This window comes from Pseudomonas sp. MWU13-2105, assembly GCF_023242315.1.
GTDB lineage: Bacteria > Pseudomonadota > Gammaproteobacteria > Pseudomonadales > Pseudomonadaceae > Aquipseudomonas.
On record NZ_JALLIY010000025.1, the window covers coordinates 61699 to 87831 of the forward strand.

The following is a 26133-nucleotide window of genomic DNA, read 5'->3' on the forward strand; positions in this document are numbered from 1 at the left end:
GGTGACTCCAAGGGCAATAACGGTTCTACGTACACATGAAACGGGCACCTGAACAGGTGCCCGTTTTTATTACGCGCTTTATCGATCTGATGGCCGGCCAGCCATAAAGCTCCTCACGTCCACCAGTAGCGCACCAGATGAAAGAAGATCGGCGCGGCAAAGCACACCGAGTCCAGCCGGTCGAGCATGCCGCCATGACCTTCGATCATATGACCCCAGTCCTTGACCCCACGGTCGCGCTTGATCGCCGACATGACGATGCCACCGGCAAACCCTAGCAGGTTGATCAACAACGCGATCAGCGTCGCTTGCCAGGGATTGAACGGGGTAATCCAGAACAGCGCGCCGCCGATCAACGAGGCCAGGGTAATGCCGCCGACAAAGCCTTCGACGGTTTTCGACGGTGACAGGTTGGGCGCGATCTTGCGTTTGCCGAACAGCTTGCCGCAGACGTACTGGAGCACGTCGGACAACTGCACCACGATCACCAGGTAGGCGATCAGCAGCAGGTTGCGGCCTTCGTAGCCGGCAATGTCCAGGGTCAGCAGCGCCGGTACGAACGACACGCAGAACACCGCGATCATCAGCCCCCACTGGACCTTCGAGGCCCGTTCCAGGAAGTGCGTGCTGTCGCCACCCAGCGAGGCGAGGATCGGCAGCAGCAGGAATACATAGACCGGAATGAAGATCGAGAACAGCCCGTACCAGTCGCTATAGATCAGCAGGTACTGCAACGGCAAGGCCAGGTAGAACGCCGCCACCAGCGCCGGGTAGTCGCTGCGCCGGGTCGGTGTCAGGGTCAGGAATTCGCGCAGGGCGTAGAAGGACACTGCATAGAACAGCAGGATCACCGCGCCGGTCCCCAGCCAGAAGGCGATGCCGATCACCAGCACCATCACCCACCAGGCGTTGATCCGGGCGTTGAGGTTATCGATGACCGCGTTCGGCGTGCCGCGGGTACGCCACTTGAGGATGAAGCCGATCAGCGAAGCCAGGACCAGGATCATGCCGATCCCGGCGAACAACATCAGGGTCTGCCTATCCATTTCAGTGTTGCTCCGGTGCCAGGGCCAGCAGCGCATCGCGGCTGCGTTGCAGGAAGTGTTCTTTGCTTTCGTCGTCTTCGAGTCGCAGCGGGGCGCCGAAGCTGGTGGTGCACAACAGGGGCAGGGGCAGTACACGGCCCTTGGGCATGACCCGGTTGAGGTTGGCGATCCATACCGGAATCAACTGCGCCTGCGGGTAGCTCCGGGCCAGGTGGAAAATCCCGCTCTTGAACGGCAGCAGGCCGTCCTCCTGGTTGCGCGTGCCTTCGGGAAAGATGATCAGTGAGTGGCCTTGTTCCAGCGCATCGAGCATCGGTTGCAGCGGGTTGTCCCCGGGCTCCTTGCGTTCGCGGTCGATCAGCACGCCGTTGAAGACCCGCTTGATGATGTAGCGGCGCAGGGTGCTTTTATTCCAGTAGTCGGCGCCGGCGACCGGCCGCGTGAGTTTGCGCAGCGCCGGTGGCAGCGAGGCCCAGAGCAGCACGAAGTCACCGTGGCTGCTGTGGTTGGCGAAGTAGATGCGCTGCTGCGGATCGGGCCCGCAGCCGATCCACAGGCTGCGGGCCCCGGTGATCAGGCGGGCGCCGGAGGTGATGAGGGTGGCTACCACGGGTTCGAGCATGACGATTCCTTATCCGGCGAAGGGCAGCCAGGGGCTGGCCAGAATGACGAGCAGTGGCAGGGAAATTTGTGCCAGCACCAGCAACGCCTGGCGTTTGAGCAGGCCCAGCGCGCCTCGGCTGCGCTCGGCCCAGGGGCGGTTGGTGGATTGCCGTGGTTGCAGGCCGAGGTCTTGCAGCGCCTGGTCCAGTGCCGCGCCACGGTCGCTCAGGTTGCCTGGGTCTTGTGCCATCAATTGGAACAGATCGGCGTCGAAAGCGACGCGAAAGGCCCAGTATTTTTCCAGCAGGCCCGACAGTACCAGCCAGGCACTGAGCACCAGGCACCACAGGCTGATGGTGTCGAAGAGCAAGGGGGCCAGCCCCAGCAGGACACCCAGTACGGTCAGCCCCATGGACAGCTGATCGAGCGCGCGGCCGCGCCGTAGCAGGCTGGCGACCACGTGCAGTTGCAGGTTAGCGGGCATCGGCGATCCTCGAGCGAGCGGGTGTTTCGCTGGCTGTGAGGTCGATCATGGCTTCCAGCGCCTGGCGATGCTGCGGATGCAGGACCACGCCGGGACGTGCCGCGCGTATCAGCGCCATGGCTTCATCGATCCGCGTCGCGCGACCACTGTGCAACAGCCAGGCGGCAACCGCCGTGGCGCTGCGCGAATAGCCCAGGGCGCAACAGACCAGCAGCGCTCCATGCTGACGCAGTTCATCGATGCTCAGGGCGGCTGCGCGACATTGTTCCGCCGACGGTGCAATCAGGTCCAGCACGGGGATACTGCGATAGGCCCGACCCTCGGCGGCCAGCGGTAGCTCGGCACAGAGGTCGACGATGGCCGCGAACGGGCCTGCCTGAAGTTCGCGTCGGCTTGGCAGTCGCCCGAGCCAAAGGCCGTCTACAACCTGATCGGGTTGTGGATGCGATCTTGTCCAGAGCCGCGAATTGATCCACGCGCCGCTTCGATAGGGGGCAAACAGCCAGCGCGCGGCGGGGCTCAAGCTGCCGTCGGCGCGTTTCTGGAAGCCCTCGGCACCGAACAGTGCATAATTCAGTGCCACCAGCGCCAGGGCCAGTGCCGGCCAGAGCAACCACAGTGCGGCACCGGCAAAGCCGAAGCTGACGATTGCCAGCAGCAGCGCCGCCAGCCCGTAGCGCGCGGCCAGGGCCAGGCGTTTACCGTCGCGTGCCAGGCGCGCCACGGCCAACGGATTGGCGCGATCATCCGGCCACAGCCAGACGCACAACCAGCCGGCCAGGGCGCCGGTGGGAAGGTCGAGAAAGTGGTGTTGATAAGTGGTCAACACCGACACACCGATCAGTGCAAACCAGCCGTGCACCAGCCAGCGTCCGGCGCCGTTGAAATGCCGACGGTACATGAGCCAAAGAATCACCAGCAACGCGATATGCAGCGAAGGCGCCTGGTTGAAAGGTTTGTCGAAGCCCGCCAGCACCGCGAACAGCCAGCCGAACACGCCGTCCAGCGGTGGCCGGGGGAAGGTGAAGGTCAACGGCCAGAGCAGGAAGCAAGAGACGGCGATCGCCTGGGCTGTCAGCAGGCGCAAGGCGTGTCGATCGAGCTCGCGCCTGCTCCTGGGCAGCAGCAGCGACAAACCGTAAAGCAGGTCGATGGACCAGTAGGGCACGATGGTCCAGGCCCAGAACGGCATCTGGCTTTCCCAGCCGAACACGTAGCTGCCGACATCGCTGCGCCGGGCGGTGTACCAGGTGGCGAAGCCGTAGCTGGCGAAGAACAATGGCGCCAGCAGGACCAGCCAGAGCACGGCGCGTTTCAGCAGGCCGGCTTCGCGGGGCGTACAGCTCATCATTGCACGCGTTGCGCCAGGGACACGCTGAAGATCCCCCATTCATCGACCCGTTGAGTGATTTTGCGAAAACCGGCGGCCTCCACCAATTGGTCCATTTCCGCCTGGCTGCGCCGGCGCATGACCCAGGCCTGGCCTTGGCGGTGACTGGTCAGGGCACGGGCGATCAGTTCCAGTTGCGGGTGCCAGGGTTGTCCGGTGTAGACCAGATAAGCACCCGGTTCGCAGGCTTCGGCCAAGCCGGCGAGGGAGTTGCCGACCATGGTGTTGTCGGCGAACAGTTCGTACAGGCCCGACACCACCGCCAGGCTCGGCTTGGGCTCCAGTGCGGCGAGGTCGGCGCGGTCAAAGGCATCGCCCTTGACGAACCGGGCGATATCCCCCAGACCTTTTTCGACGATCAGCGCGCTGCCGTCACGTACGTTGATATCGCTGTAGTCGCGCAGCAGGATCGACTCGGGCAGTGGAGTCACCCCGTGCAGGGCTTCAAGGATATAGCGCCCGTGGCCGGCGGCGATGTCGACGATCCGCACTTCCCGGCCTTGCTCGCGCAATTGGGCCATGGCCTGGCGCAGCAGTTCCTCGACATGCAGCTTGCGTTGGCGGATACCGCGCCAGCCGATGGAGTTCAGGTAGTTCTGGTCGATCATCCGGCCCAGCGCGGTATGCCCGGTGGGGGTGTTGCGGTAGACGTAGTCCAGGGTGCTGCCGGAGTCGAAACCGGTGTCGAAGCCGAGCTTGACCCCGGCCGACAGTTTGCTGCCCAGGCCCATGCTGGCGCGGGTCAGGCGCCAGTAGAGATCGCGCGGCGAGTTGTGCGGCAGGGGGGCTGCCAGCGACTCGGATTCGGCGCAGGTTTCGCCGATGCGATCGGCGTCGAGCAGGGCCGGGCGGTTGACCGGCGAGAGGAAGTTCTGTTCGATAAAACGCCTGGCGCGGCCGACGGCCAGGTGCCGGTCGCGTTCACCGAGGGTGTCGTGGAAGAAACCGGGGAGTATGTGCCGTTCTTTTTTCAGGCTGCCCAGGCGCTGGAAGAATTGTTCCTGGGGCTTGCGATGGACCACGAAGTCCGCGCCGGAAATCAGCAACTGGGTCGGCACCTGGATCGCATTGGCATCGGCGACCACGCGGTCGGCGGCCTCGTAGAGCCCGAGCAGGACATTCACCGAAATGGCCTTGGTGATCAGCGGGTCGCTGTCATAGGAGGCAATGCGTTCCGGGTCGTGGCTGAGAAACCTGGCCTTGACATAGCTGTTGACGAAAAAGTTGCCGCGAAAGCGGCGCATCAGGGCCAGGCCCGGACGGGCGAAAGGTACGTAGAGCTTGACCTTGAAGGCTGGGGAGGCGAGTACCAGGGCGCGGATTTTTGGCGCGTAATCGTGTACCCAGGTGGCGACGATCACCGCACCGACGCTCTGGGCGATTACCGCGATGTTTTCTTCGGTGATAGCGAAGGTAGCGCCGAGGTGATCGCAGAAGGTCTGCACATCCCGCACGCTGGTGGCGAAGCTCGGGCTGTCGCCGCGCGCGCCTGGCGACTGGCCGTGGCCGCGGGCGTCCCAGGCGAAGAAGTCGAACTGCGGCAGGTCGAGTTCGTCCACCAGGTGGGCAATCCGTCCGGAATGCTCATGTCCGCGGTGGAACAACAGGATGGCCTTGCGCGGCTCGCCGGCGGCAGGCGCTGTGGCTGGCCAGTGGCGATAAAACAGCTCGACGCCATCATGGGTGCGGAAGGTCTGGGTTTGCTCGTCGCGCATTGCAATGTCCTTTTGCCGGATCTTGGCGGGTGGGGGCTTGAGGCAAATCTCTGTGGCAGCGGTGTTGCGATTCGGGTTATTTGACCGGCTGTTCCGCAATGGTTCCGGCTTCTTTCAAACCTTGTCGTACCCGGTTGACCAGGGTGACCAGCAGCAGTGCCACCATCAGCAGCAGCAACCCGTTTATCCATTGGCCATTGAGCAGGCCAAAGGCCACGCCGGTGGCGATCACGCCGAGGACGAAGGCGCGATCGCTCTTGCCCATGGGGCCGTCGTAGCGTCGTGAGGCGCCGACCATCGGTCCCAATACGCCAGCGTATTCGCTGAACAGGGCCAGCAGAGCCACCAGCAGCACCGCCAGCAGGCTGACCTCGGGCAACAAGGCAAACGGCAGGATCAGCGCGCTGTCGGCGACGATGTCGCAGAGTTCGTTCAAGTAGGCGCCGAGCTTCGATTGCTGGCCGAATTCCCGGGCGAGCATGCCGTCGATGGCGTTCAAGGCCATGCGCAGGATCATCCACAGCGGGATGAGCACGAACACCCAGGTGTGTCCGGCGAAGGTGGCGACTACGGCGCCCACCAGCAGGGAAATCACGGCGGCGCTCAGGGTGACCTGATTGGCGCTGGTGCCATTGTCGAAGAGGCGCTGGACCACGGGTCGCAGCAGGTTCTGAAAGCGTGGTTTGAGTTGGTAGATCGAAGGCATGGCGACGACGGTCCTTGTCCGGGGGCGGTGAGCGGGGCTAGGGGACTCCTGCGAGCAGGAGAGACCGCTTATTGGCAAAACAGCTGGATTATTGCCAGAAATGACCGGGACTGACATTAGGTTCCGGATAAAAATGTGTGCAGTCAGACATATTCAGGAAACAAACCGGTTTTTATGCTTGGCTGGTTGCCACGATTTTCAGCCAAGGCCAGCGCGCCTGATAACTTTCTGCCTTGCGCTCGAACAAGTCGGGTTGGCGATGTACGGGATTGATCCGAAGCAGGCCTTGCTCGATATCGCTCAGGCCGTAGGGTGCGTAGACCTCGCCCGTGACCACATCCAGCCCGATGCAGGTGCCGGCAATAAGGTAGCGATCAATGCCGTCTTTGGCCGATTCCAATCGAGAATAGGCCCGCCCGAATCGCTGTTCGTACCAAAGATGGACGCGGGCCTGGTTCTTGATATCGATGTTGACGCCGAGGTCCTGGAAAAGCCGTCGAGTGGCCTGGATAACCTCGTTTTCAGCTTCCCAGGAGGGGTCATTGTCGAATGGTGCTGCTCCGTTCCAGGCCGCCGAGGATAGCTCAAGGGATTATGAAGTTTTGTGACGGGGAACGTTGTTTACAGGCCATTTTTGGCAAGGCATGCCTCGAGTGCCTCAGTGACCAGGGAAATCAAAATGGGGCCTGAACTGGACTGCATTTCTTTTCCGATTTCGGACTGTCGCTGTATCACTTTACCCGCGTATTTTGAGTCTCGACCTTTAGACGCGAGTGATGACAACTCTTCTGAGGAGAAAGACTTCTCATAGGCGGCTGCCAGGTTCTGGTCCCATTTCGTTTGGTACTGCGGGAGCAGCGTATTGATTTCGCTCGACAAGGCCGTATTGGCCCCGGCATCCCCCAGCTTTGCAACGAGCATTCCATAGGTTTGCGTGCGCTTGGCGGCCGACAGTGCAATGGCGGCGAGATCATCGCCGGCGTGGGATTGGGTGATGAAGCTGCGGGCTGCTTCATTAGCCGTTTCAGCGAAGGCTGCGTTTGATAGCGCGAGGAGCAATGTGAAGGCGAGGGTGACGCATAAGGGTTTCGTCATTGTCTGGCTCCTGGAGGATTGCGAATAAGCGCTTCATTATTTCCTGGACGCTCTCTACAACCAAGCCATCACACCACCATGCCGTGAGCAGGTCCCCCGCCGATGTTGGCTGAAACTGTAAGTCTTGTCGCGGCACTGGGCCGTGGCGCCCTCGGGGGCCCGACCTGATTTGCTGTGGGCCGGGCTGTGCACGGTGTTTCCGTCTGTATTCGTATACGAGCCATGCTCGATCAATTGCGCTTCGTCGGGGGTAACTACCTGATGATCAGTATCGGACCTGGCGAAGGCAGGCTGGAAAATCAAACAGGCGGCAAATGCCAGGAGTGCGAGTTTCATTAGCTGACCGATCCTTGGTGTAAAAGGGAGGCTTCATACAGGTGTGATTACCGTACGTTCCTTTTCAACAGGATGGTAGCAATTTGAAATTACTCTGTCTTTTCTCTCCCGGGGCTTTGTTTACGGGGAGGCGTCAGTCCTTGATTTCGACTGACGTATATTGCTCCTGGCCCCGTCGAAGTCGAAGCTCGTCGATCACTCCCATGAACGCCTCCACCAGCAGGCCGCGTTCTTGCGCGTGGGTGAGCACCAGTAGTGGTGCGCAGGCGTCGAGATCGGCCAGGGGCCGGTAGGTCACGCCTTTTTTTGCCAGGGTCCGGGTGCAGTGAGGCACCAGTGCGAAGCCCTGGCCGGCGGCCACGAGGGCGATGATCGAGGTGATCTGCCGCCCGGCCGGCCCGGGCTGCAAGTGCAGGCCGTGACGTTGGTAGAGGTGCTCGATAATCGTGTTGAGCCCTGAGCCGTAATCCATTGGATAGCGTATCAACGGCTGCGTACTGAGCTGCGCCAGAGTCACCTCGGATTGCTCGGCCAGTGGGTCGTCGCTGGAGAGGGCGGCCACCAGTTGCTCTTCACCCAGGGAGAGGGATTGGACCTCGGTTTGCCCGTCGGACGGCGACAGGCGGCTCATGCCGATATCGATGCGACCGTCGACGATCTGCGCCACCAGGGCGCCTGAAGCGCTTTCCAGCAAAGTCAGCTGAACCTCCGGAAAACGCTGGGCGAAGGCCCGGATGGCCTGGCTGAAAATATCCGACAGGGCAATCGAGCTGGCATAGCCCAGGACCAACTGGCCGGCGGTGCCTGCCGCCAACTTGCTGGCGATGACTGCGGCGAGGTCGACTTGCTCCAGCACCGAGCGGGCGTAAGGCAGGAAGGCGCGGCCCTGCGGCGTGAGCGATACGCTGCGGCTGGTGCGGTCGAAAAGGCGAAATCCCAGTTCGACCTCCAGGGTCGAAATCTGCCGGGTCAGGGGTGGTTGGGCGAGGTGCAGGCGCAGTGCTGCGCGGCCAAAATGCAGCTCCTCGGCAACAGTCAAGAAGTAACGCAACCTGCGTAGATCGAGCATCCTGGTCCTTGGGTATTGATCGGTTCGAATTCGGTATTGGTCTTCGCCAGCCTGCGTATTCTATAAAGCCTTTTCGTCATAAAACGAGAGACTCGGTGAGTTAACACGATGAATGATCTGAAAAGCCAACTCACATTGAGCGAATCGCAACCCACCGGGACCTGCTTGCGTCGTCGGTCCCTGCTGGCCGCCTGTAGCGCCCATGCCGTACACGACGGCTTGACCGATGTGATCTATGTATTGCTGCCGATCTGGCAGGCACAGTTCGGCATGAGCTACGCACAGGTCGGGATGTTACGCGGGGCCTATTCCGGGATGATGGCCGGTTTCCAGTTATTGGCGAGCCGGGCCGCCAGGTGCTGGGGACGCGAGCGTTTGCTGGTGGGCGGCACGGCACTGGCCGGCTTGGCTTACCTGCTTGCCGGTCAGGCCAGTGGGCTGACGGTATTGTTGTTGGCGCTGCTGCTGGGTGGGTTGGGCGCCAGCACCCAGCATCCGCTGGCTTCCTCGTTGATTACCGATACCCATGAGGCCGGCGGTGGCGTCAAGGAGGCGCTGTCGCAGTACAACTTTTCCGGCGATATTGGCAAGACGTTGATCCCGGGCCTGACAGGCCTGCTGCTGACGGTCATCAGTTGGCGTGCCAGTGTCACGCTGATGGGTGTGCTCGGCCTGGCGGCGGCCGCGCTACTGTGGTGGCTGGTCCCGACACGGGCGGTCAACCTGCCCGGGCCAGGCAAAGCCACCGCGGCACTGGCGGGGAAAGGCTCCGCCGGCGGGCTACGTGCGTTACTGCTGACGGGGACGCTGGACAGTGCGGTGCGCATGGGCTTTCTCACCTTCCTGCCGTTCCTGTTGAGCAGCAAGGGAGCCGGGACGGCGGGTATCGGCCTGGCGTTGATGCTGTTGTTCGTCGGCGGCGCGTTCGGCAAGTTGTCCTGCGGCTACCTGGGCGCGCGTATCGGCATGATGAAGACCGTGTGGCTGACGGAGTCCGCTACTTCATTGTTGATCGTGCTGGCGGTGTATCTGCCGCTGTCCGGCATGATGGTGATGCTGCCGTTGCTGGGGCTGGTGCTGAACGGGACATCGTCGGTGCTCTATGGCGTGGTGCCGGAGTTGTCGCAGGCGGGCAAGCGCGAGCAGGCGTTCGCGCTGTTCTATACCGGCACCATCGGCGGTGGGGCGCTGGCGCCGGTGGTGTTCGGGGGACTGGGTGACATGACCGGCATCCCGGTCGCGGTGATGACCCTGGCGGCCACGGTGCTGTTGACGTTGCCACTGTCCTGGTGCGTACAGAGAGCCTTGGATCGCTGAAACCACGGTATTCCCGTCGGGAATGCGCGCATGAAAATCGTGCATTTTATTTATGGCGTCGAATCTCGTAGCGTGTCCTCTCCCGCCTATGGATATGGAGATGTACTGTGAGTGATTCCCGCCTGCGCCTGTACGTTGATGCTCAATTCACCAGCCCTTATGCCATGTCGGATTTCGTCGTGCTGCGGGAAAAGGGCATCGACTTTGACATCATTCCGCTGGACCTCGATGCCTTGGAAAACCAGGCTGCGGATTACGCCAGCCTGTCGCTGACCCAGCGGGTACCCACTCTTGTGCATGGCAACTTTGCCCTGTCCGAGTCGTCGGCGATTGCCGAGTATCTGGAAGAAACCTTCCCGCAGGTGCCGGTTTATCCGCAAGACCGTCAACAGCGTGCGCAGGCCCGGCAGATCCAGGCCTGGCTGCGCAGTGACCTGATGCCGATCCGGCAGGAGCGTTCCACCCTGGTGGTGTTCTATGGCCGCAAGTCCGGACCGTTGTCGCCAGTGGCCGAGGCGGCAACGCGCAAGCTGTTCGCGGCAGCCCTGGAGCTACTGGCGGACGGCCGCGAGAACTTGTTCGGTCACTGGTCGATTGCCGATACCGACCTGGCGCTGATGCTCAACCGGTTGGTCCTCAACGGTGACGACGTACCTCCTGTCTTGGTGGAATATGCGCGGCGCCAATGGCTGCGGCCTGCCGTGCAGGAGTGGGTCGGGTTCCAGCGTCCGGCGTTGTAGTTGCCGGACGCTGTGCGGTGTCTGGATGAAATGGGATTTTGAGTACACCGAAAATCCTGTGGGAGCTGGCTTGTCGGCGATGAGGCCAGTACGCCTTGCATCGCCTGTTCGGTCGCCATCGCCGGCAAGCCAGCTCCGACTAAATCGGTGCTTATCTTTTCTTCACAGCCAGCGCAATGGCCAATGCGACGACAACCAGCGCCAGGGCCGTGGCGAAGGTCGTCCGCAGGCCGCTGGCGACGGCTTCGGGGGCCGCGCTGGTGATGTCGGCTGCCTTTGAAGCGAACACAAACACCGCACCCAACACCGATGCCCCCGTGATCAACCCGAGATTGCGCGCCAGGTTGAGCAGGCCGGAGACTACGCCGCGTTGCTGCGTGCTGACCTCGCTCATGACGGCGCTGTTATTGGACGCCTGGAACAAGGCATAGCCGAAAGTGACAAGCACCAGCGGGCTGATGTAGCCACCCAGGCCAAGAGTCTGCGGCAGCAGCGACAATACGAGGCAGCCGAGCGACATGGCCAGCAACCCGACAACGCTCATGTGCTGTGCACCAAAGCGATCCGCCAGTCGACCCACCGGCACCCCGCTCAGCGCCGAGACACAGGGCCCGGCCGAGAGGGCGAGTCCGACCGAGGCGGCATCCAAGCCGAGTCCTTGCGCCAGGTAGAAAGGCCCGACCACCAGTGTCGCCATCATCACCGTCGAGACCAGCGCACTCATGCACAGGCTCCCGCTCAGCTGGAGGTCGCGGAACATCGCCAGGCGAATCAGCGGTGAGCTGACCTTCGACTCGGTGAGCACGAACAGGCCAAGGCCAAAGGTCGCCGCTGTCAGCAGGCTGATATTGAGCAGGCCGAAGTGACCGCGTCCCAGTGTCATGGCCAAGGCATAAGCCGCCAGTGTCAGCGCCAGCAGCAGTGTGCCCAGCGGGTCGAAACCACTGCGCTCACGCTGGGGGCGCTGGAGATCCTCGGGAAGATGGCGGTGGCTGAGAACAAGCGTCAGCAGACCCAGCGGCACACAGACGAGGAAGAGCGCGTGCCAGCCTGGCCCGGCGATCAGGAAGCCGCCCAGCGATGGACCCAGGGCCGTGCCGATGGCGGACATGCTGCCCAGTAAACCCATGGCTCTGCCGGTCCGGGCCTTCGTCACTGTCTCGCCGACAAACGCCAGGGTCAGGGCCATCATGATCGCCGCGCCGATCCCTTGCAGCGCCCGGGCGCCGATCAGCAGGCCGAGCGTGGGGGCGCAACCGCACAGGGCCGAGGCCAGGGTGAATAGGGCAATACCGACCAGGAGCAGGCGCCGTCGGCCGGTGAGATCACCAAGCCGCCCAACACTGACGATCAGGGTGGTGATCGTCAGGAGATAGGCGAGGACGACCCATTGCACGCTCTGGAAGGAGGCGTTGAACACCTGTGCCAGGGTAGGCAGGCCGACATTGGCAATGCTGGTGCCCAGGGACGATAGCAGCATCGACAGCGACAAGCCGGCCAGTGCCCAACGCACCGAAGGTGTGTGAGGTTCAGCATCTGTCGCTAGCTTGCCTGGTTCTGCAATGATCGGTTTCATCCGGCTTCTCTTTTTGGCTACTCCCAACGCGGAGCTGTCAGAAATCTACGCCGGCGTCTAACATGGCGGAAGGTGCATCATTTGCACTTTACTCGTGTGTTTGACGCTCTATCCGATCCAGGCATGCCAAGGGGCGCTCCATGTCCACACCCGATCTCAATCTATTGGTCACCCTGGATGTGCTGCTGGCCGAAGGCAGTGTGGCGCGCGCGGCCCGGCGCTTGCACCTCAGCCCCTCGGCGATGAGCCGGGCGTTGGCGCGTTTGCGGGAAAGCACCGGCGATCCGCTGCTGGTCCGGGCCGGGCGCGGCCTGGTGCCCACGCCGCGGGCGCTGGAGTTGCGTGAGCGAGTCGCGCAGTTGGTGCAGGACGCCGAAGCCGTATTGCGACCTGTCGGGCAGCTGGACCTCAAGCAACTGGTGCGCACTTTCACATTGCGTACTCGTGACGGGTTTGTGGAGAACTTCGGTCCCGCGCTGCTGGCCCGGATCGCTGAAGAGGCGCCCGGAGTACGCCTTCGATTCCTGCAGAAACCGGACAAGGACAGCGCGCCGCTGCGTGATGGCAGTGTCGATCTGGAAACCGGTGTGGTGGGTAGCAGCCAAGGTCCGGAGTTGTTGACCCAGGCGCTGTTTCGCGATCGTTTTATTGGCGTGGTACGCCGGGAGCATCCGCTGAGTCAGGGGGATATGACCGCGGCACGCTATGCGGCGGGCCAGCATATCGTTGTTTCGCGGCGGGAACTCGACAGGGGAGCGGTCGATGAGGCGCTGGAGCGGCTTGAGCTTTGTCGTGAGGTGGCTACGTTTGTCGCCGGATTTTCGACCGCGCTGTCACTGGCCCGGTCCACAGACTTGATCGCCACCGTGCCTGAACGTCACACCGGCAACCTGCGTACCCGTATGCACAGCTTTGAACTTCCGTTCTCGCTGTCGACGTTCACGGTGGCGATGCTCTGGCATCCGCGGCTGGATGCCGATCCCGCGCATCGCTGGTTGCGCGGGTGCCTTCGGCAAGTCTGCGCGCAGCCGGGGTGACTCAGTTCAAGGTGAACTTGACCAGCATGTCGTAAGCCAGCTTGAGCATGGGAATGCTGATGCAGATGAGCAGGATGCTGAGCTGCCAGCGCAGGATCTTGTTCTGTGAGTCCATTTCAGCAACGGATACCTGGAATTTTGCACCCTGTTCTGTGATGGCGGATCGCAGTTCTTGGCCTTGCTTCGTCATGGCGGCTTGTAGTTCCGCACCTTGTTCCTTGATGGAGGCCCGTAGTTCTGTCCCTTGTTCTCGGAGCATCGAGCCCAAGGAGCGTATCTCCACACTCTGGTCTTTGATCATGCCGCGCAGCTCCGCGCCGAGTTCCGTAATCGACGTTTGCAAGTGTGTCTCGGTGCGGAGCAGATCAGACTTTGTCGCGAATTTTTCCATATCCGACTCCCAGGCATTCACAACCGCCTTGGCCTTGTTCGGAGGGACACTGATGTTCGTCAGCGCGTCGTATAAGTTCATCGATAGCTTCATCGTATCTCCTGCAGGGGACAAGTGACCAGGAGGCACCGCCTGACGGCAGGCCTCCGTCAAAAGCGAAGGCTGGGCAGGCGCTACCAGGGCAGCGGTCCAGATTCAGATAATCGATGTAAAGCCAGGGAGTGGGAAGTCGGACATTTCTTATGAGGAGGCAGGACAAGGCCTGGGTTTTTGCGCGCAAATCAACGTGGCTGCTGGAGGGGGCGCGGGCCAATTATCCGCGATCGGGATTAGTCGCGCAGCATGCTGGTGCCGTACTCACGGAAACTGCTGCCCAGGTTCGAACCGCCAAAACTCTGGGTGACGGGTTTGTTGTCGTAGTGTTGATTACAGCTTTCGCTATAGCAGGCGCTGTTGCTGGTTATCGTGCTCGTGCCGGAGCAGGCGCTCAACAGCAGGGCGCTCAGCGCCAGCGCGGTTTTGACGAGGTTCGGCTTCATGGTTCGGTTTCCCCTGGCTGGATGCAATGCACGAATAATACCTTGTCCATCTTACGCCGCTTGAATGCTTCGCTGGATGAAACATTTCGCCTATGGAGCAAAAGGTTGTACAGGGGCGTTTTCTTCAATACCACGAGCCGTGCGCATGGCTACCTTCAGCCCGACATCCATCCATGCGGAAAGTAGACGATGAGCATCCTTGTTTCCATGGCGGCCTTTGCGCTGGCCTCTTCCATTACCCCTGGCCCGGTCAATATCGTCGCCTTGAGTGCCGGTGCGCAGTTCGGCTGGCGCGCCAGCCTGCGACACGTGACCGGCGCGACCCTGGGTTTCACCCTGTTGCTGGTCCTGATCGGCCTTGGGTTGAATGAGCTGCTGCTGTTCGTGCCGAGCCTGACCCGGGTGATCCAGTTGGCCGGGGTGGCCTTCCTGTTGTACATGGCCTGGAAGCTGGCGCTCGACGATGGCGGCCTGAATACCAGTCAGCCCGGCAAACAACCGACGATGACGCTCGGCGCGCTGATGCAGTGGCTCAATCCCAAGGCCTGGCTGGCCTGCGTGGCTGGGATGGGGGCGTTCGTGGCCAATGGCGAGGGGCATCTGGTATGGCAGTTCGCGGCGGTGTACTTCGTGATCTGCTACGGCTCGATTGCCTGTTGGGCGTTTGCCGGGACCTTTCTACGGCACTATCTGGACAACCCCAAGGGCATGCGCCTGTTCAACCGGTTGATGGCTTTGTTGCTGGCACTCAGTGCGATTTACCTGTTGCTGCCGTGAGGCGGATCAACCGCGATATTGCCCTGGTGTCGCGGCCAGGTGTTGCTTGAAGACCCGCTGGAAATGCGCCTGGTCGGCGAAGCCGGCTTCCAGTGCGACGTCGGCGATCAGGCCGCCACGCCGCAGCCGGTTACGCGCGTACTGGATGCGTCGGTTGACCAGGAAGGCGTGGGGCGTCATGCCGTAATGCTGCTTGAAGGCGCGGGTCAGGTAGGACGCCGACAACTGCGCGGCCTGGCAGATGTCCTCCAGCTTCAGGGCCTCGGTGCAGTGTTTGTGAATGTAGGCCGCGGCCAGTTCGAGCTTCTGGTTGATCTCCCGGGCCGGCCGGGGCGCCGGGTTCAAACGGTGTTGCAGCAGGGTGAAGAACTCGACCAGGGCACACTGTTTTTCCAAGAGCGCGAGGTCGTCGTCCACCAGGGTTTCGTAGAGGCTGTTGAAACCTTCGTAGAGTGCCGGATCGCTGGTATGAGGCGTGGAAAAGGCACGGAAATCCAGATCCGGGCTGAACCCCAGTTCATGTTGCAGCGATGTCAGCCAGGCCATCTCGACATAGAGCATGCGATAGGCCCAGGGCTGGTCTTCGATGGGGTTGCAGGCATGCACCTCGCCCGGATTCATCAGCACCACGGTACCGGCCGCGACCCGCCACTGATTCTGCTCGTTGATATAGGTGCTCTGGCCGTGGGTGATCGCCCCGATCGAGAAGTGTTCGTGGGAATGCCGGGAATAGCAGACCTTGCGGCCGTCCTGGATCGAGCGGGCCTCGATGCAGGGCAGGCGTTCGTCCCGCCAGAAGCGGGGGGCCTTGTCATCGGGGGCGGTCGGGGACGATTTACTCATGAGCGGGTCCGCTGCGGGAGGATTCGGGGTGGCGGCTGGTCTGGAGTGTAGCGTGCTCCCGCAGCAGCCGAAGCGGTTCCGGTATTTCCAGGTTGTGCCAAGCCTGGGCCTGAGCCGCCTCTGTGGTAGTCAGCCAGAGACCTGCTTGTGGCTGCAAGGGATCGGACGGCCACTCCAGTATCTCTTTCAAGGCGATCTTCACACGAGTGCCCGGGTCGGAGCCATCGTGCAGGTCCCAGTCCGCTTCGAACTGGCGCAAGTGCAGGGCGTCGGCGCCAAAGTCGATGAACTGCGGTCGGTTCCCCAGCCAGCCGGGGGCGGTGCGCAAGGTGTGGGCCTCGACGTCCAGCAGCAGGAGTTTCCAGGCGCGGCGGCTGTAGCTGTCGGCGAAGTCACGGTGCTCGAGATACAGCCGGGTCAGCGCCAGGTAGCGTCCTTTCGACGACCAGGCCATGGAGGGCGCCAGGTCCGCCAGCGCGCAACCGGAAGCGGTCAGCAGGTGTCCGCCCAGGCGGGCGATATGTCCACGGCCCAGGTCGTCGCCGTACTCGGTGCCGCTGCCGAACAGCCAGGCAGCGTCCAGTCCGGTCGGGGAGGGCTGGATAAATTCGCCTTCGGCGGTGGCGATCTGTGGTTGCTGGACCCAGCGCCATGAGGGTAAGCCTTGCAGGTCGTCGGTACTCAATTGCAACCTGCGCAGCTCGTAGTAGAGGCGTGAGTCTTCGCGGTATCGACAGAACCCGGCTGCTTGCGACGCGTCCGGGGCGGCCTCGGTAAAACGTTGCAGCGGGGTGCCGGCAATGTCCCTCGGCAGGCGCCCGACAATCACCGCTACGCTCAGCGTCGCGGTCCTGAAATCCACCAGTGCGGCGACCCGCATCGGCGGACCGTCGAGCAGTCGACGTTGCCGGGGATCGGCCACCACCACGCGGTCGGGTACTGCCGGATGCAGGGCAAACGGCACCAATGCCAGATAATGGGCGCAGTCGCTCACTCGATGATCCAGGCGCCAGAGACCGGGCAGGGTCCAGGCGCCGATCTGGCACTGGTAGCCCACTGATTCATCCTGGTCGACCTGGCGCTGGCTGAAACGGGCGCGGGTGCCATCCGCCAATGGCTCTGACTCGATACTTACGCTTGCCGCGTTCCCGTCGCTATCCAGCGGCAGGACCAGGCGGATGCGCGGCCTGTTCCACTCGGCAGTCCGTTCGCGGCCCAGAGCGTCATGGCCGACCAGGATTTGCGAGTCGCTGTGGATACTGTGCAACTGGTAGCCGTAATCTCCATTGTCGGGTTGCGACAGCGGCAGCTCGCTTTCCAGCCAGACCTGCTGCTCGTCCAGCGCCAGTGGGTCGCTCCAGTATCCGCTGGGGCTGCGGTTGTCGCTGCTCCAGGGGCTGCGCAACGACCGCCAGCCCTGCTCCTGCTGCCAGAGCCATAGTGCCCGCTGCGGCCCTGAAGAGTCTGGCGTGCGGGCGCGACAGACCAGGCCGCGACTGTCCGTGCTCCAGACGATGGACGTCTGGGCTGTGACCAACAAGGACGAGGGCACGCCGTCGAGGCTGAGGCGATAATCGGGATGGTTGACCGGCCCGGTCGGTTGGTCCAGTTCTCGCAGGCTGACGGGCAGGGTCAGTTGGCCTTCCAGGAGATGTTGGCCATCGGGGGAGCGATACTCGATCTGCCGCTGTACCAGGGCTTGTTGCCAGTTGCCCGGTTCCAGCCAGAGATCGCTGACCGGGAGCAGGTCGATGGCCTGGGCGTCTTTCAATAAGTCCTCGAGGGATTGCTGGTGGGCGCCGTTGTCCACCAGCGGACTATAACGTCCGCCGAGGCCTTGCTCGTTGAAGGTGTCCAGTTCCCAGAACTGCTCGGCCGGGCAGCGATAGAGGCGACGCAGGGGACGGTCGAGGATCACCAGGCCCCAACTGCCGCGCGACGGAATGGGCGCGGCGAAGTAGCGGGCGTCGCTGGAAAAACGCGCCGAGGCCCCCAGTCCTTCGAGCAGGATACCGTCGGGAAACAGGTAGTCGCAGATCACCGGGCCGCCCATGGCGATTTCGCCGTGGTTGAACACCCGGATCGGTTCGCCTTCGGGCGTCATTGTTGGCTCCTGGCCGCCCCAGGCACTGGCACCGTTGCCGGCGGCCGGGTTTTGCGTGGTGGGCTCGACCAGGCCCAGCCGCCTTTCCCAGATGCTCACGCAAGCCAGACCGGGGAAAATCGCCAGGCAGGCGGCCGCGATGTCCCAGTAATCGGGCAGTGCCCGCCCGAGGCTGAAACCCAGGCCGAAGACCGCCGAGATCATCAGCCGGGCAAAGCCCCGCCCGCCCTTGGGCCAGCCAAATTTCGCGCAGGTCCACATCACGCCGGCGCACACCAGGACCACGGCCAGGGCGAGGAGCGGCGGGAGAATCGTCACGAAGAAAATCGGCACCAGCAGCACCAGGAGCAGCCACAGCAGTTCGAGCAGCAGGCGACCGATGTTTTTGTTTTCTTGGGGTGGGTTGCGGGCGGCGCTCACGGATGACGTCCTGTTCGACGGAGGCGGGGCGCGATTATGCCGGTTTAGGTGTGCGGCGGCACTTGCGGGCTTATGGCAGTGTGATGGGGTCGGCTTTCGGCGGGTCGAGCAAGGCTGTCGAAGTCACATCACTGCCCGCGAGGCAGACTGGCGGGCCCAGTTCGGCCAGGTGATAGGCGCGCAGGAACAGGCATCCAAGCACGACAGTACGTGGCCCGAAGAATCGGGCCACGGTATCAGGGCTTACTTTGATGCTTGAGCGCGGCTCTTGAGGTTCTTGTCAGCCTTGTAGCGCAGGGCCACATCCGGCACGGCACCGCTCTTGCCAGTTTCGATCCAGTTGCGGATCCGGCTGGCATCGGCGAAATGGGTGTACTTGCCGAACGCATCGAGAATCACCAGGGCCACCGGGCGACCGCCCATGTTGGTGACGAGCACCAGGCAGTGACCGGCCTGATTGGTGAAGCCGGTCTTGGTGATCTTGATGTCCCAGTTGGCTTTATTGACCAGATGGTCGGTGTTGTGAAAACCCAGGGTGTAGTTGGGCTTGCGGAACGCCACGGTCTTTTCCTTGGTGGTGCTCAGCTCGCTGAGCATCGGATAGTGACGAGCGGCCATCAACAACTTGCTCAGGTCACGGGCGGTGGAGACGTTGTGGATCGACAGGCCGGTGGGTTCCACATAGTGGGTGTTGATCATGCCCAGGGACCTGGCCTTGGCGTTCATCGCCGCAATAAAGGCCGCATAACCGCCCGGGTAGTGGTGGGCGAGACTGGCCGCCGCACGGTTTTCCGAAGACATCAGGGCGATCAGCATCATTTCCTTGCGCGGCAGCTCGCTGTTGAGCTTGACCCGGGAGAACACCCCTTTCATTTCCGGGGTATCGGCGATGTTCACCGAGATGTACTGGTCCATCGGCAGCTTGGCGTCCAGCACCACCATGGCGGTCATCAGCTTGGTCACCGAGGCGATCGGTACGATCGCGTCCGGGTTGCTGGAGTACAGGGGCTTGTTGGTTTGCAGATCGACGACCAGGGCGCTGCCGGAAGCGATGTGCAGATGACTGGTATCACGAGGGGCGGAGACGGTTTCGCGGGCTTCTGCGCTGGGGGGGATAACGGCGCCTGCCAAGACAAAAACCAGGCCGAAAATTGATTGACGAATGTTCACGCGGATGGACTCGCTAAAATAATGGGTAAACCGTTGGCAACGGGTCGTTCTAAAAAAAGCGTTACATTTTATGAATATAGTTCAGGAACTGTCGATTGTTCTTCGAGTGGCGGTAAAAAACCCTTAAAAAGTAAGAAGAATTTAAGGTTTTCCCTGAGTGATGGCTATTTAATTGTGTATCCGCCCCGATACGTGGTGGTGTGGGCCTCGCGCACCGATTAGCATCGGCGCTTGCGGCGTGAGCGGCGCGATCCAATGACTCAGGAGTCTGGCAATGCCGAAGGGGTTGATCAGCAGGGATTACCTGCCCATGGTGGTCTGGGCGGGGATGGTGGCGGTGCTGTTGCTGGGCTTTGCTTTCTTTCCGAAATCGGCGGACTGGTATGGCTGGATCCAGGCCGTGGGCCTGGTTGTCGGTCTGATGGTGGCGATCAGTGTGCCGGCGATCCAGCGCAAGCAGGAGTCCCAGGAGCAGCGCAAGCAACGCCGTGAACGCGATGTGGGTTATGCGCGGCGGCTGCACTATTTTGGTATCGAGTTGCTGGACCTGCTGGGGCGTATCAGCGCCAACCTGGCCCACTTGCGGGCCACGGACCGGCATCGTTGCCAGCGTACCCTCGAGGATTTCCTGCACCGCCTGTTCGAGTCCCACAAGCACGATCTGAACGACGACCGGATCGTTATCAGTCATGAGCTGCGCCAGATCACCCAGGCGCTGATCGACGAGTTGGAAAGCGGGCGTAGCGACCGCGTGGTGATGATCGAGTTGGAGAAGCGCCTGCAGAAGCTCACCCACCGGGCCCAGGTCAATGCCGCCTTGGCCGAGCGCGGCTGATCAGCACACGCCCATAAAAAAGCCCGCAACAGGTGCGGGCAAAGGGGTGTGCGGAGCAACGCACGTTTTCGGGAATCTTCGGCCGCTCAGGCGTTCAGTGCATGCAGGTTCATGCTTTGCGACGAGGCCTTGGCCGCGGGTAGCGAGGTGAACGGTCCGCTGATCGGTACACCGTCTCGAACCAGATACCAGCAGGCGAGCAGGCCCAGCTCTCTGAGCGAGGCGGGAACGGCGCTGCCGATAACGGACATGATTTGTACCTTGGCCATGAGGACCTCCATCAATCTGTGGAGCTACCTTAAGGCTCGGCTCAATCCGAGGAAAATCATCGCGCTCGATAGTGGACATCGACGAGATCGACAGGCTGCAATAGGGTGCGTCAGTCGACGACCTGATCGAGCATCTTCAAGACTTCCTGCTCATTCAACAGCCCCTTGTGGACCAGGTTTTCGGCCAGCAACGAGAGAAATTTGGCCGTGCGGTGGCCTTCGAGCTGCTTGAGCTCGGTAAGGGCGCTGTAGACCTTGCTGGAAGTGCAGAGGCCGGCGGCGCGGTGCGGGTTTTGTGTAGGCATGACTCGTCCTTGTTCTTATCAGTCAGCCTGATCTTGCTGATCGGGCATGGCATAAATATGACAGTCGTGTTAACGCTCATCCTGGGCGACGATAGGTCACATCATGCCGTTTATCGAGGGCGGGCGGTTGTCTTGCCTGCGACCTTTGATAGCGCAAATCAGACATCAGGGGCTCGGCTCGGGCAAAAAAAAGCCCCGCTCTTGCGAGCAGGGCCTGGCTGTTCTGCCTGTCGATTACCAGCGTGGGCCGCCGTAGTAATGATGCGGGTGGCCGTAGTACACCGGACGGCCATAGTAGCCACCCTGGACATAGACAGGGGCCGGCTGGACATAGACCGGTTGTTGGACATAGACCGGAGGCGGCTGCTGGACATAGACCGGAGCCGGCTGTACATACACCGGTTGCTCAACGTAAGCCGGGCGGCTCACCATCGATCCGACGATGGCTCCGCCGATCACGCCACCCAACAAGGCAGGACCAACCCAGTTACCGCCGCCGTGGGCAGAGGCCTGACCTGCGACAGCGAGTGCACCAACGAGCAAGGCTATCTTGGGGATTGTACGAATCATGATTATTCCTCGGGTTCCAACCCCAGCGCTTGTTGTCTGCAATAGACTCAAGGACTGTCGCGGGGATACTTCTATGACAACGACTTTCTGAAAAATTGCCAAGCCGTTGCGTAAATTTTGTGTAAGGTTCCTGGCGCGGCCTCTTTGACAGCTATCCGAGGCAGGTGCCAGAGCCTTGCGGCTGGTCGCTATGATCGACGAAAGTTGGGTAAATGCCTATCCCATTTATCCGAAAACACTCTTCAGGAGATGAAGCATGCAGATGAACCCCAACAAAGACACCCAATTGTGCATGTCGTTGTCGGGGCGCCCCGGGAATTTCGGTTTGCGTTTCCACAATCATCTTTATGAGCAACTAGGCCTGAACTTTTATTACAAGGCCTTCAGTAGCCAGGACCTGCCCGGCGCGGTGGCCGGGATTCGAGCCCTGGGCATCCGTGGTTGCGGGGTGTCGATGCCGTTCAAGGAGGCGTGCATCGCCCTGGTGGATGAGCTGGATGCGTCCGCCGCGGCGATCCAGTCGATCAACACCATCGTCAATACCGCCGGCCATCTGAAGGCCTATAACACCGACTACATCGCCATTGCGCAGTTGCTCGAGAGCCATGCGGTGCCCAAGGACTTCAGCTTTGCCCTGCGCGGCAGTGGCGGCATGGCCAAGGCCGTGGCATCGGCCCTGCGTGACGGCGGTTATCGCCATGGCGTGATCGTGGCCCGCAACGAAGTGGCGGGCAGGGCGCTGGCGCAGAGCTGCGGTTATGAATGGCGGGCGCAGTTGGGGGCGTTGCGTCCGCAGATGCTGGTCAACGTCACGCCGATCGGTATGAACGGCGGTCCGGAGGCGGATCAACTGGCCTTCGAGGCCGCCGCGGTGGAGGCGGCCGACACCCTGTTCGATGTGGTCGCGGTGCCCTCGGAAACCCCACTGATTCTGCGCGGCAGGGCCCAGGGCAAGCGGGTGATCACCGGGCTTGAGGTGATCGCCATCCAGGCACTGGAACAGTTCGTGCTGTACACCGGTGTGCGACCGAGCGACGAGCAGTTCCACAAGGCGGTAGCCTTTGCGCGCAGTTGAATGACGAATCGGGCGCGGGTTATTCCAATCGCGCCAGACGTTCTTCAAGCGCCGCGATCCGGGCTTCCAGTTCTTCGATGCGCTCCAGCGACACCGCGCCAGCCGCGCTGCGTTCAGGACCTTGCTGGCGGGCCGCGAGGATGGCTTCGATATCCGCCGGGTCGCCGAGGGCATGGGTGTAGCGGTCTTCGCGCTGCCCGGCCTGGCGTGGAATCAGCAGGGCCAGGCCGCGGGCAATCAGGCGCTCCAACTGGTGCACGACCTGCTCGCTGTCTTCGAAATCATGCATGCGGCCGCTGCGGGTCAGCAGTTCGTTGACCGTCTGCGGTCCGCGCAGGAACAGCAGGCCGATCAATACCACCTGGGCGGGGACCAGCTCCAGGGCCTTTTCGACCCGATGCTCCCAGCGATCGGCACGGCTGCCCATTACCAGGCGAGTGAAGCCGCGGCCTTCCAGGGCACGCAGGCTCTGGCCGACCTGGCCCTGGTTGAGGTTCGTCACCGGTTCGCGGCTGGTTTTCTGGTTGCAGGCCAGGACCAGGGCATTGAGGGTCAGGGGATAGGTTTCCGGGCTGGTGGCCTGTTTTTCGATCAAGGAGCCCAGGATGCGGATTTCCGTGCTGTTCAATTGTGGCTGATCGACGGAAGTCTCTTGTTCGCTGCCCATTGTGCTGTTCCCTGTGCGTTGAAAGGTCGTAAGCGTAGGGCCTTCAGCCGTAAAAAGACAAGCCGCGATGACCTTGACCCTGGCTATAATCGCCCAGCGTCACTCCTGCCATTTTCACTGCGAGATCCTCATGACCATTTCCCTGTACGCTGCTTCCATTCCGGTTTTCAAACAAATGCTCAATGCCTTGAGCGACGTTCTGAACAAGGCCGAAGCCCATGCGGTGGCGAAGAACATCGAACCGAGCGTTTTCGTACAAGCCCGTCTGGCCCCTGACATGTTCCCGTTGAACCGTCAGGTGCAGATCGCGGTCGATTTCGCCAAGGGCGTTTCTTCGCGTCTGGCCGAGATCGAAGTGCCGTCCTACCCGGACAGCGAAACCACCTTTGCCGAATTGCAGGCGTTGATCAGCAAGGTGCTGGCGCACCTCGACAGCATCACCCCGGCCCAGATCGACGGCAAGGAAGGCATCGAGATCGTGACCCGTCCGGGCACGCCGAAAGAGAAGCGCTTCACTGGCCAGGCCTACCTGCTGAGCTATGGCCTGCCACAGTTTTTCTTCCACGTGACCACTGCCTACGCGATTCTGCGCCATAACGGCGTGGAAATCGGCAAGCGTGACTACATGGGCGCGTTCTGATTTCGTACGGATTGATAGCGATTCAAAACTGCCGAGATAGCGATTCCGGCAAGTTCTCGTCGGTCTTGTAGGAGCAGGGCTTGCCCGCGAAGCTTTTGGCGTCCTCAGGGGCCCCTTCGCTGGCAAGCCAGGCTCCCACAAGAGCTTTCTGGCAACCTGGCACCTGCACACGTAGCCACAAACCTTCTGTTATAGTGGTCACTTCCCCTTTCTATTCATCTCTTATTCAGCGGGCCCTCGGGCTATCGCTGGCGTTGTCGTTTCTGGAGTGATTCATGTTGTTGCCCATTCTGCTGTTGTCAGCCGCCGGATTTACCGTGCTGACGACGGAATTCGTCATTGTCGGCCTGTTGCCGTCGATTTCCCGCGACCTTGACATCAGCATTCCCCAGGCGGGCCTGCTGGTGACGTTGTTCGCCTTTACCGTCGCCGCATTCGGGCCCTTCCTGACCGCGTACTTTTCGCGTTTCGAGCGTCGGCGCCTGTTCATCAGCATCCTGGTGATGTTTGGCCTGGCCAACAGCCTGGCGGCGCTGGCGCCGAATATCGGCGTGATGGCCGTCGCCCGCTTGCTGCCGGCCCTGGGGCTGCCGGTATTCTGGGCCCTGGCCAGTGAAACGGCGGTGGACATCGTCGGCCCTGACTACGCCGGGCGTGCGATCGAAAAAATCGGTTTCGGGATTGTCTGTGCGACAGTGTTCGGCATTCCCGTGGGCACCTTGATCTCCGACGCCTGGGGCTGGCGCAGTGCCTTTGCGATCCTGGCGCTGGTGGCCCTGGTCAAGGCCTTGCTGCTCTGGCGTTACCTGCCGGCCACGCGCCTGCACCTGGAACAGGTGTCCTTGCGCTCACAGTTCGGCGTCCTGCGTCGTCCGCTGATGATCGGCCATGTGCTGCTGTCGATCCTGGTGTTCTGCGGTATGTTCACCGCCTACACCTATCTGGCGGATATCCTCGAGCGCCTGGCCGGTTTCAACGGTACGGTGGTCGGCTGGTGCCTGATGGGCTTCGGTGCGGTGGGGCTGATCGGCAACTCCCTGGGCGGACGCATGGTCGATCGCCATCCGCTGATCGCTTCGATGGTGTTTTGCGCCTTCATGATCGGCGGCATGGTGGCCCTGGTGCCGAGCATTCACTCGACCCTTGGCCTGGCGGTCGCCATGGGCGTCTGGGGCGTGACCCAGGCGGCGCTGTTCCTGGTCAGCCATGTCCGTCTGATGAAGGTCGCACCCCATGCGCCGGCCTTCGCGGCGTCGCTGAATATCGCCGGGGCCAACCTGGGGATTGGCCTGGGCGCGCTGGTGGGCGGGCGGGTGATCGACAACCTGGGCCTGGGCAGCCTCGGTTTCGCTGCCGCCGGTTTTATCCTGCTGTCGATCCTGCTGGCGCTGGTGTTGATGAGCGCCAAAGCCCGTACGGTCAGTGCTTAACCTTCCTGCGTGGTAAACAGCTCGCGGCGAGCGCCCTCGGTGATGGCGACAATACCGGGGTGCTTGACCTTGCGTTCCACCGAGATCGCATAGAACGACTCGCTCACCGCCTCTGTCTGGCCGATCAGTTCGACCCCGTACTGCCGGCACACCTCCTCGGCGATCACGCTCGGCGCGATGAAAATCCCGCTGCCGGATTGACCGAATGCCTGCATCAGGGCGCTGTCATCGAACTCGCCGACAATCCTCGGGTGCAACTGCTGTTCGGCGAACCAGCGCAGGAGCCGGCTGCGGACCATGCTTTCCTGTCCGGGGATCAGCAGCGGGGCACCATGCAGGCAACGCGGAAAATCATCGGCATGGCGCGCCGCCAGTGCGGTCGTGGCGAAAAAACTGATTCCGCATTCCCCCAGTTTCTGGCTATAACCCTTGATGTCCAGATGGCTGGGCATGGGGCTGTCGGAAATCACCAGGTCCAGGCGTTGGATCGCCAGGTCGGCGAGCAGGCGTTCGAGCTTGTCTTCGCGGCAGGTGATGCGGATCGGCTCATCCAGCTCCATGGTCGGTGCGATCAGGCGGTAGACGATGGATTTGGGCAGCACATCCGCGACCCCGACCCGCAGCAGCCGCTGCTGTTCGTTCGGCTGGGTGCGCAACATGGCTTCCAGTTCGTTGCCCAATTGGAACATCTGCTCGGCATAGGGGAGGGTCTGGCGACCGGCCTCGGTCAGTTCCAACTGCCGCCCGACCTTGCGAAACAGCTCCACGCCGAAGGTTTGTTCCAACAGGCTGATCTGCCCGCTGATGGTTTGCGGCGTCAGGTTCAACTGCTCGCAGGCCCTGACGATACTACCGGTCCTGGCCACGACCCAGAAATAGTGCAACTGGCGATAATTGAGCATCGGACGCTATTCAGTTCGTAAAAGCCGAAGTATAGCGCTTAAAAATACGAATTTTCCTGAAGTATCTGCTTCCCTAGAATGC

28 protein-coding genes and 1 pseudogene are annotated in these 26133 nt (G+C 61.9%); 8 read left to right on the forward strand and 21 right to left on the reverse strand.

Going from position 1 to position 26133, the window contains the following annotated elements:
• Positions 1–113 precede the first annotated feature (113 nt).
• The 10 genes and pseudogenes from M5B96_RS29195 to M5B96_RS29240 form a co-directional block, all read right to left on the reverse strand.
• Positions 114–1046: a phosphatidate cytidylyltransferase gene (locus M5B96_RS29195; protein WP_248800391.1), complete on the reverse strand. Its 933-nt coding sequence runs from the start codon at positions 1044–1046 to the stop codon at positions 114–116.
• 1 nt (position 1047) lies between these two features.
• Complete coding sequence (locus M5B96_RS29200) at positions 1048–1668, reverse strand: lysophospholipid acyltransferase family protein (RefSeq protein WP_248800392.1); 621 nt, start codon at positions 1666–1668, stop codon at positions 1048–1050.
• A gap of 9 nt (positions 1669–1677) precedes the next feature.
• Positions 1678–2133, reverse strand: coding sequence for a hypothetical protein (locus M5B96_RS29205; protein WP_248800393.1), 456 nt, complete (start codon positions 2131–2133; stop codon positions 1678–1680).
• Positions 2123–3484 carry a phosphatase PAP2/dual specificity phosphatase family protein gene (locus M5B96_RS29210; protein ID WP_248800394.1) on the reverse strand — a complete coding sequence of 454 codons (1362 nt, stop codon included), beginning with the start codon at positions 3482–3484 and terminating at the stop codon, positions 2123–2125. The genes M5B96_RS29205 and M5B96_RS29210 overlap by 11 nt, the downstream gene beginning before the upstream one ends.
• On the reverse strand, positions 3481–5238 hold the full coding sequence (locus M5B96_RS29215; RefSeq protein WP_248800395.1) for a bifunctional alpha/beta hydrolase/class I SAM-dependent methyltransferase: 1758 nt from the start codon (positions 5236–5238) through the stop codon (positions 3481–3483). Before M5B96_RS29215 ends, M5B96_RS29210 begins: the two co-directional genes overlap by 4 nt.
• Positions 5239–5314: 76 nt before the next feature.
• Positions 5315–5944 (reverse strand): CDP-alcohol phosphatidyltransferase family protein, encoded by a 630-nt coding sequence (locus tag M5B96_RS29220; RefSeq protein WP_248800396.1) that lies wholly within the window; start codon positions 5942–5944, stop codon positions 5315–5317.
• A 172-nt stretch (positions 5945–6116) separates the two neighbouring features.
• Positions 6117–6494 (reverse strand): annotated as a pseudogene (locus M5B96_RS29225) (nucleotidyltransferase family protein); the annotation flags it as partial.
• A gap of 71 nt (positions 6495–6565) precedes the next feature.
• Positions 6566–7039: a hypothetical protein gene (locus M5B96_RS29230; RefSeq protein WP_248800397.1), complete on the reverse strand. Its 474-nt coding sequence runs from the start codon at positions 7037–7039 to the stop codon at positions 6566–6568.
• Positions 7040–7093: 54 nt separating this feature from the next.
• Positions 7094–7375: a DUF3761 domain-containing protein gene (locus tag M5B96_RS29235; RefSeq protein WP_248800398.1), complete on the reverse strand. Its 282-nt coding sequence runs from the start codon at positions 7373–7375 to the stop codon at positions 7094–7096.
• Positions 7376–7508: 133 nt separating this feature from the next.
• Positions 7509–8444: a LysR family transcriptional regulator gene (locus tag M5B96_RS29240; RefSeq protein WP_248800399.1), complete on the reverse strand. Its 936-nt coding sequence runs from the start codon at positions 8442–8444 to the stop codon at positions 7509–7511.
• A 108-nt stretch (positions 8445–8552) separates the two neighbouring features.
• Between M5B96_RS29240 and M5B96_RS29245 the strand changes: the two genes are divergently transcribed.
• Together M5B96_RS29245 and yfcF are read left to right on the forward strand one after the other, a co-directional pair.
• Complete coding sequence (locus M5B96_RS29245) at positions 8553–9761, forward strand: MFS transporter (RefSeq protein WP_248800400.1); 1209 nt, start codon at positions 8553–8555, stop codon at positions 9759–9761.
• 107 nt (positions 9762–9868) lie between these two features.
• Complete coding sequence (gene yfcF, locus M5B96_RS29250) at positions 9869–10501, forward strand: glutathione transferase (protein WP_248800401.1); 633 nt, start codon at positions 9869–9871, stop codon at positions 10499–10501.
• Positions 10502–10652: 151 nt separating this feature from the next.
• On the opposite strand, the gene M5B96_RS29255 is transcribed toward yfcF, so the two are convergent.
• On the reverse strand, positions 10653–12077 hold the full coding sequence (locus M5B96_RS29255; protein ID WP_248800402.1) for an MFS transporter: 1425 nt from the start codon (positions 12075–12077) through the stop codon (positions 10653–10655).
• Positions 12078–12217: 140 nt separating this feature from the next.
• Between M5B96_RS29255 and M5B96_RS29260 the strand changes: the two genes are divergently transcribed.
• Complete coding sequence (locus M5B96_RS29260; protein WP_248800403.1) at positions 12218–13114, forward strand: LysR family transcriptional regulator; 897 nt, start codon at positions 12218–12220, stop codon at positions 13112–13114.
• Between the two features lies 1 nt (position 13115).
• Here M5B96_RS29260 and M5B96_RS29265 read toward each other — a convergent pair whose 3' ends face one another.
• A complete protein-coding gene (locus M5B96_RS29265; protein WP_248800404.1) occupies positions 13116–13598 on the reverse strand; it encodes a DUF1640 domain-containing protein in 483 nt (160 codons plus the stop codon).
• 236 nt (positions 13599–13834) lie between these two features.
• Entirely contained in the window at positions 13835–14044 is a 210-nt protein-coding gene (locus M5B96_RS29270) for a hypothetical protein (RefSeq protein WP_248800405.1), read from the reverse strand.
• A gap of 189 nt (positions 14045–14233) precedes the next feature.
• On the opposite strand from M5B96_RS29270, the gene M5B96_RS29275 reads away from it, so the two are divergent.
• A complete protein-coding gene (locus M5B96_RS29275; RefSeq protein WP_248800406.1) occupies positions 14234–14821 on the forward strand; it encodes a LysE family translocator in 588 nt (195 codons plus the stop codon).
• A 6-nt stretch (positions 14822–14827) separates the two neighbouring features.
• Here the strand turns inward: M5B96_RS29275 and M5B96_RS29280 are convergent, their stop codons facing one another.
• The 3 genes from M5B96_RS29280 to pbpG form a co-directional block, all read right to left on the reverse strand.
• Positions 14828–15664, reverse strand: a complete 837-nt coding sequence (locus M5B96_RS29280; RefSeq protein WP_248800407.1) for a helix-turn-helix transcriptional regulator — start codon at positions 15662–15664, stop codon at positions 14828–14830.
• The gene (locus M5B96_RS29285; protein ID WP_248800408.1) at positions 15657–18188 is read right to left on the reverse strand and encodes a hypothetical protein; all 2532 of its coding nucleotides are present in this window, start codon (positions 18186–18188) and stop codon (positions 15657–15659) included. Before M5B96_RS29285 ends, M5B96_RS29280 begins: the two co-directional genes overlap by 8 nt.
• A 243-nt stretch (positions 18189–18431) precedes the next feature.
• Positions 18432–19358, reverse strand: coding sequence for a D-alanyl-D-alanine endopeptidase (gene pbpG, locus M5B96_RS29290; RefSeq protein WP_318654863.1), 927 nt, complete (start codon positions 19356–19358; stop codon positions 18432–18434).
• A gap of 274 nt (positions 19359–19632) precedes the next feature.
• Between pbpG and M5B96_RS29295 the strand changes: the two genes are divergently transcribed.
• Positions 19633–20193, forward strand: a complete 561-nt coding sequence (locus M5B96_RS29295; RefSeq protein WP_248800410.1) for a hypothetical protein — start codon at positions 19633–19635, stop codon at positions 20191–20193.
• Positions 20194–20279: 86 nt separating this feature from the next.
• Here M5B96_RS29295 and M5B96_RS29300 read toward each other — a convergent pair whose 3' ends face one another.
• The 3 genes from M5B96_RS29300 to M5B96_RS29310 form a co-directional block, all read right to left on the reverse strand.
• Positions 20280–20462, reverse strand: coding sequence for a hypothetical protein (locus M5B96_RS29300; protein ID WP_248800411.1), 183 nt, complete (start codon positions 20460–20462; stop codon positions 20280–20282).
• A 110-nt stretch (positions 20463–20572) separates the two neighbouring features.
• On the reverse strand, positions 20573–20767 hold the full coding sequence (locus tag M5B96_RS29305) for a hypothetical protein (RefSeq protein ID WP_191487845.1): 195 nt from the start codon (positions 20765–20767) through the stop codon (positions 20573–20575).
• A 234-nt stretch (positions 20768–21001) separates the two neighbouring features.
• Positions 21002–21337: a hypothetical protein gene (locus tag M5B96_RS29310; RefSeq protein WP_248800412.1), complete on the reverse strand. Its 336-nt coding sequence runs from the start codon at positions 21335–21337 to the stop codon at positions 21002–21004.
• Positions 21338–21593: 256 nt separating this feature from the next.
• Between M5B96_RS29310 and M5B96_RS29315 the strand changes: the two genes are divergently transcribed.
• Positions 21594–22412 carry a shikimate 5-dehydrogenase gene (locus M5B96_RS29315; protein ID WP_248800413.1) on the forward strand — a complete coding sequence of 273 codons (819 nt, stop codon included), beginning with the start codon at positions 21594–21596 and terminating at the stop codon, positions 22410–22412.
• A 19-nt stretch (positions 22413–22431) separates the two neighbouring features.
• On the opposite strand, the gene M5B96_RS29320 is transcribed toward M5B96_RS29315, so the two are convergent.
• Entirely contained in the window at positions 22432–23079 is a 648-nt protein-coding gene (locus M5B96_RS29320) for a YceH family protein (protein ID WP_248800414.1), read from the reverse strand.
• A 130-nt stretch (positions 23080–23209) separates the two neighbouring features.
• On the opposite strand from M5B96_RS29320, the gene M5B96_RS29325 reads away from it, so the two are divergent.
• Both M5B96_RS29325 and M5B96_RS29330 read left to right on the forward strand, forming a co-directional pair.
• The gene (locus tag M5B96_RS29325) at positions 23210–23719 is read left to right on the forward strand and encodes a DUF1993 family protein (RefSeq protein ID WP_248800415.1); all 510 of its coding nucleotides are present in this window, start codon (positions 23210–23212) and stop codon (positions 23717–23719) included.
• Between the two features lie 275 nt (positions 23720–23994).
• Positions 23995–25149 carry an MFS transporter gene (locus tag M5B96_RS29330; RefSeq protein ID WP_248800416.1) on the forward strand — a complete coding sequence of 385 codons (1155 nt, stop codon included), beginning with the start codon at positions 23995–23997 and terminating at the stop codon, positions 25147–25149.
• On the opposite strand, the gene nhaR is transcribed toward M5B96_RS29330, so the two are convergent.
• Positions 25146–26051 (reverse strand): transcriptional activator NhaR, encoded by a 906-nt coding sequence (gene nhaR, locus M5B96_RS29335; protein WP_248800417.1) that lies wholly within the window; start codon positions 26049–26051, stop codon positions 25146–25148. The genes M5B96_RS29330 and nhaR overlap by 4 nt on opposite strands.
• Between the last annotated feature and the right edge of the window lie 82 nt (positions 26052–26133).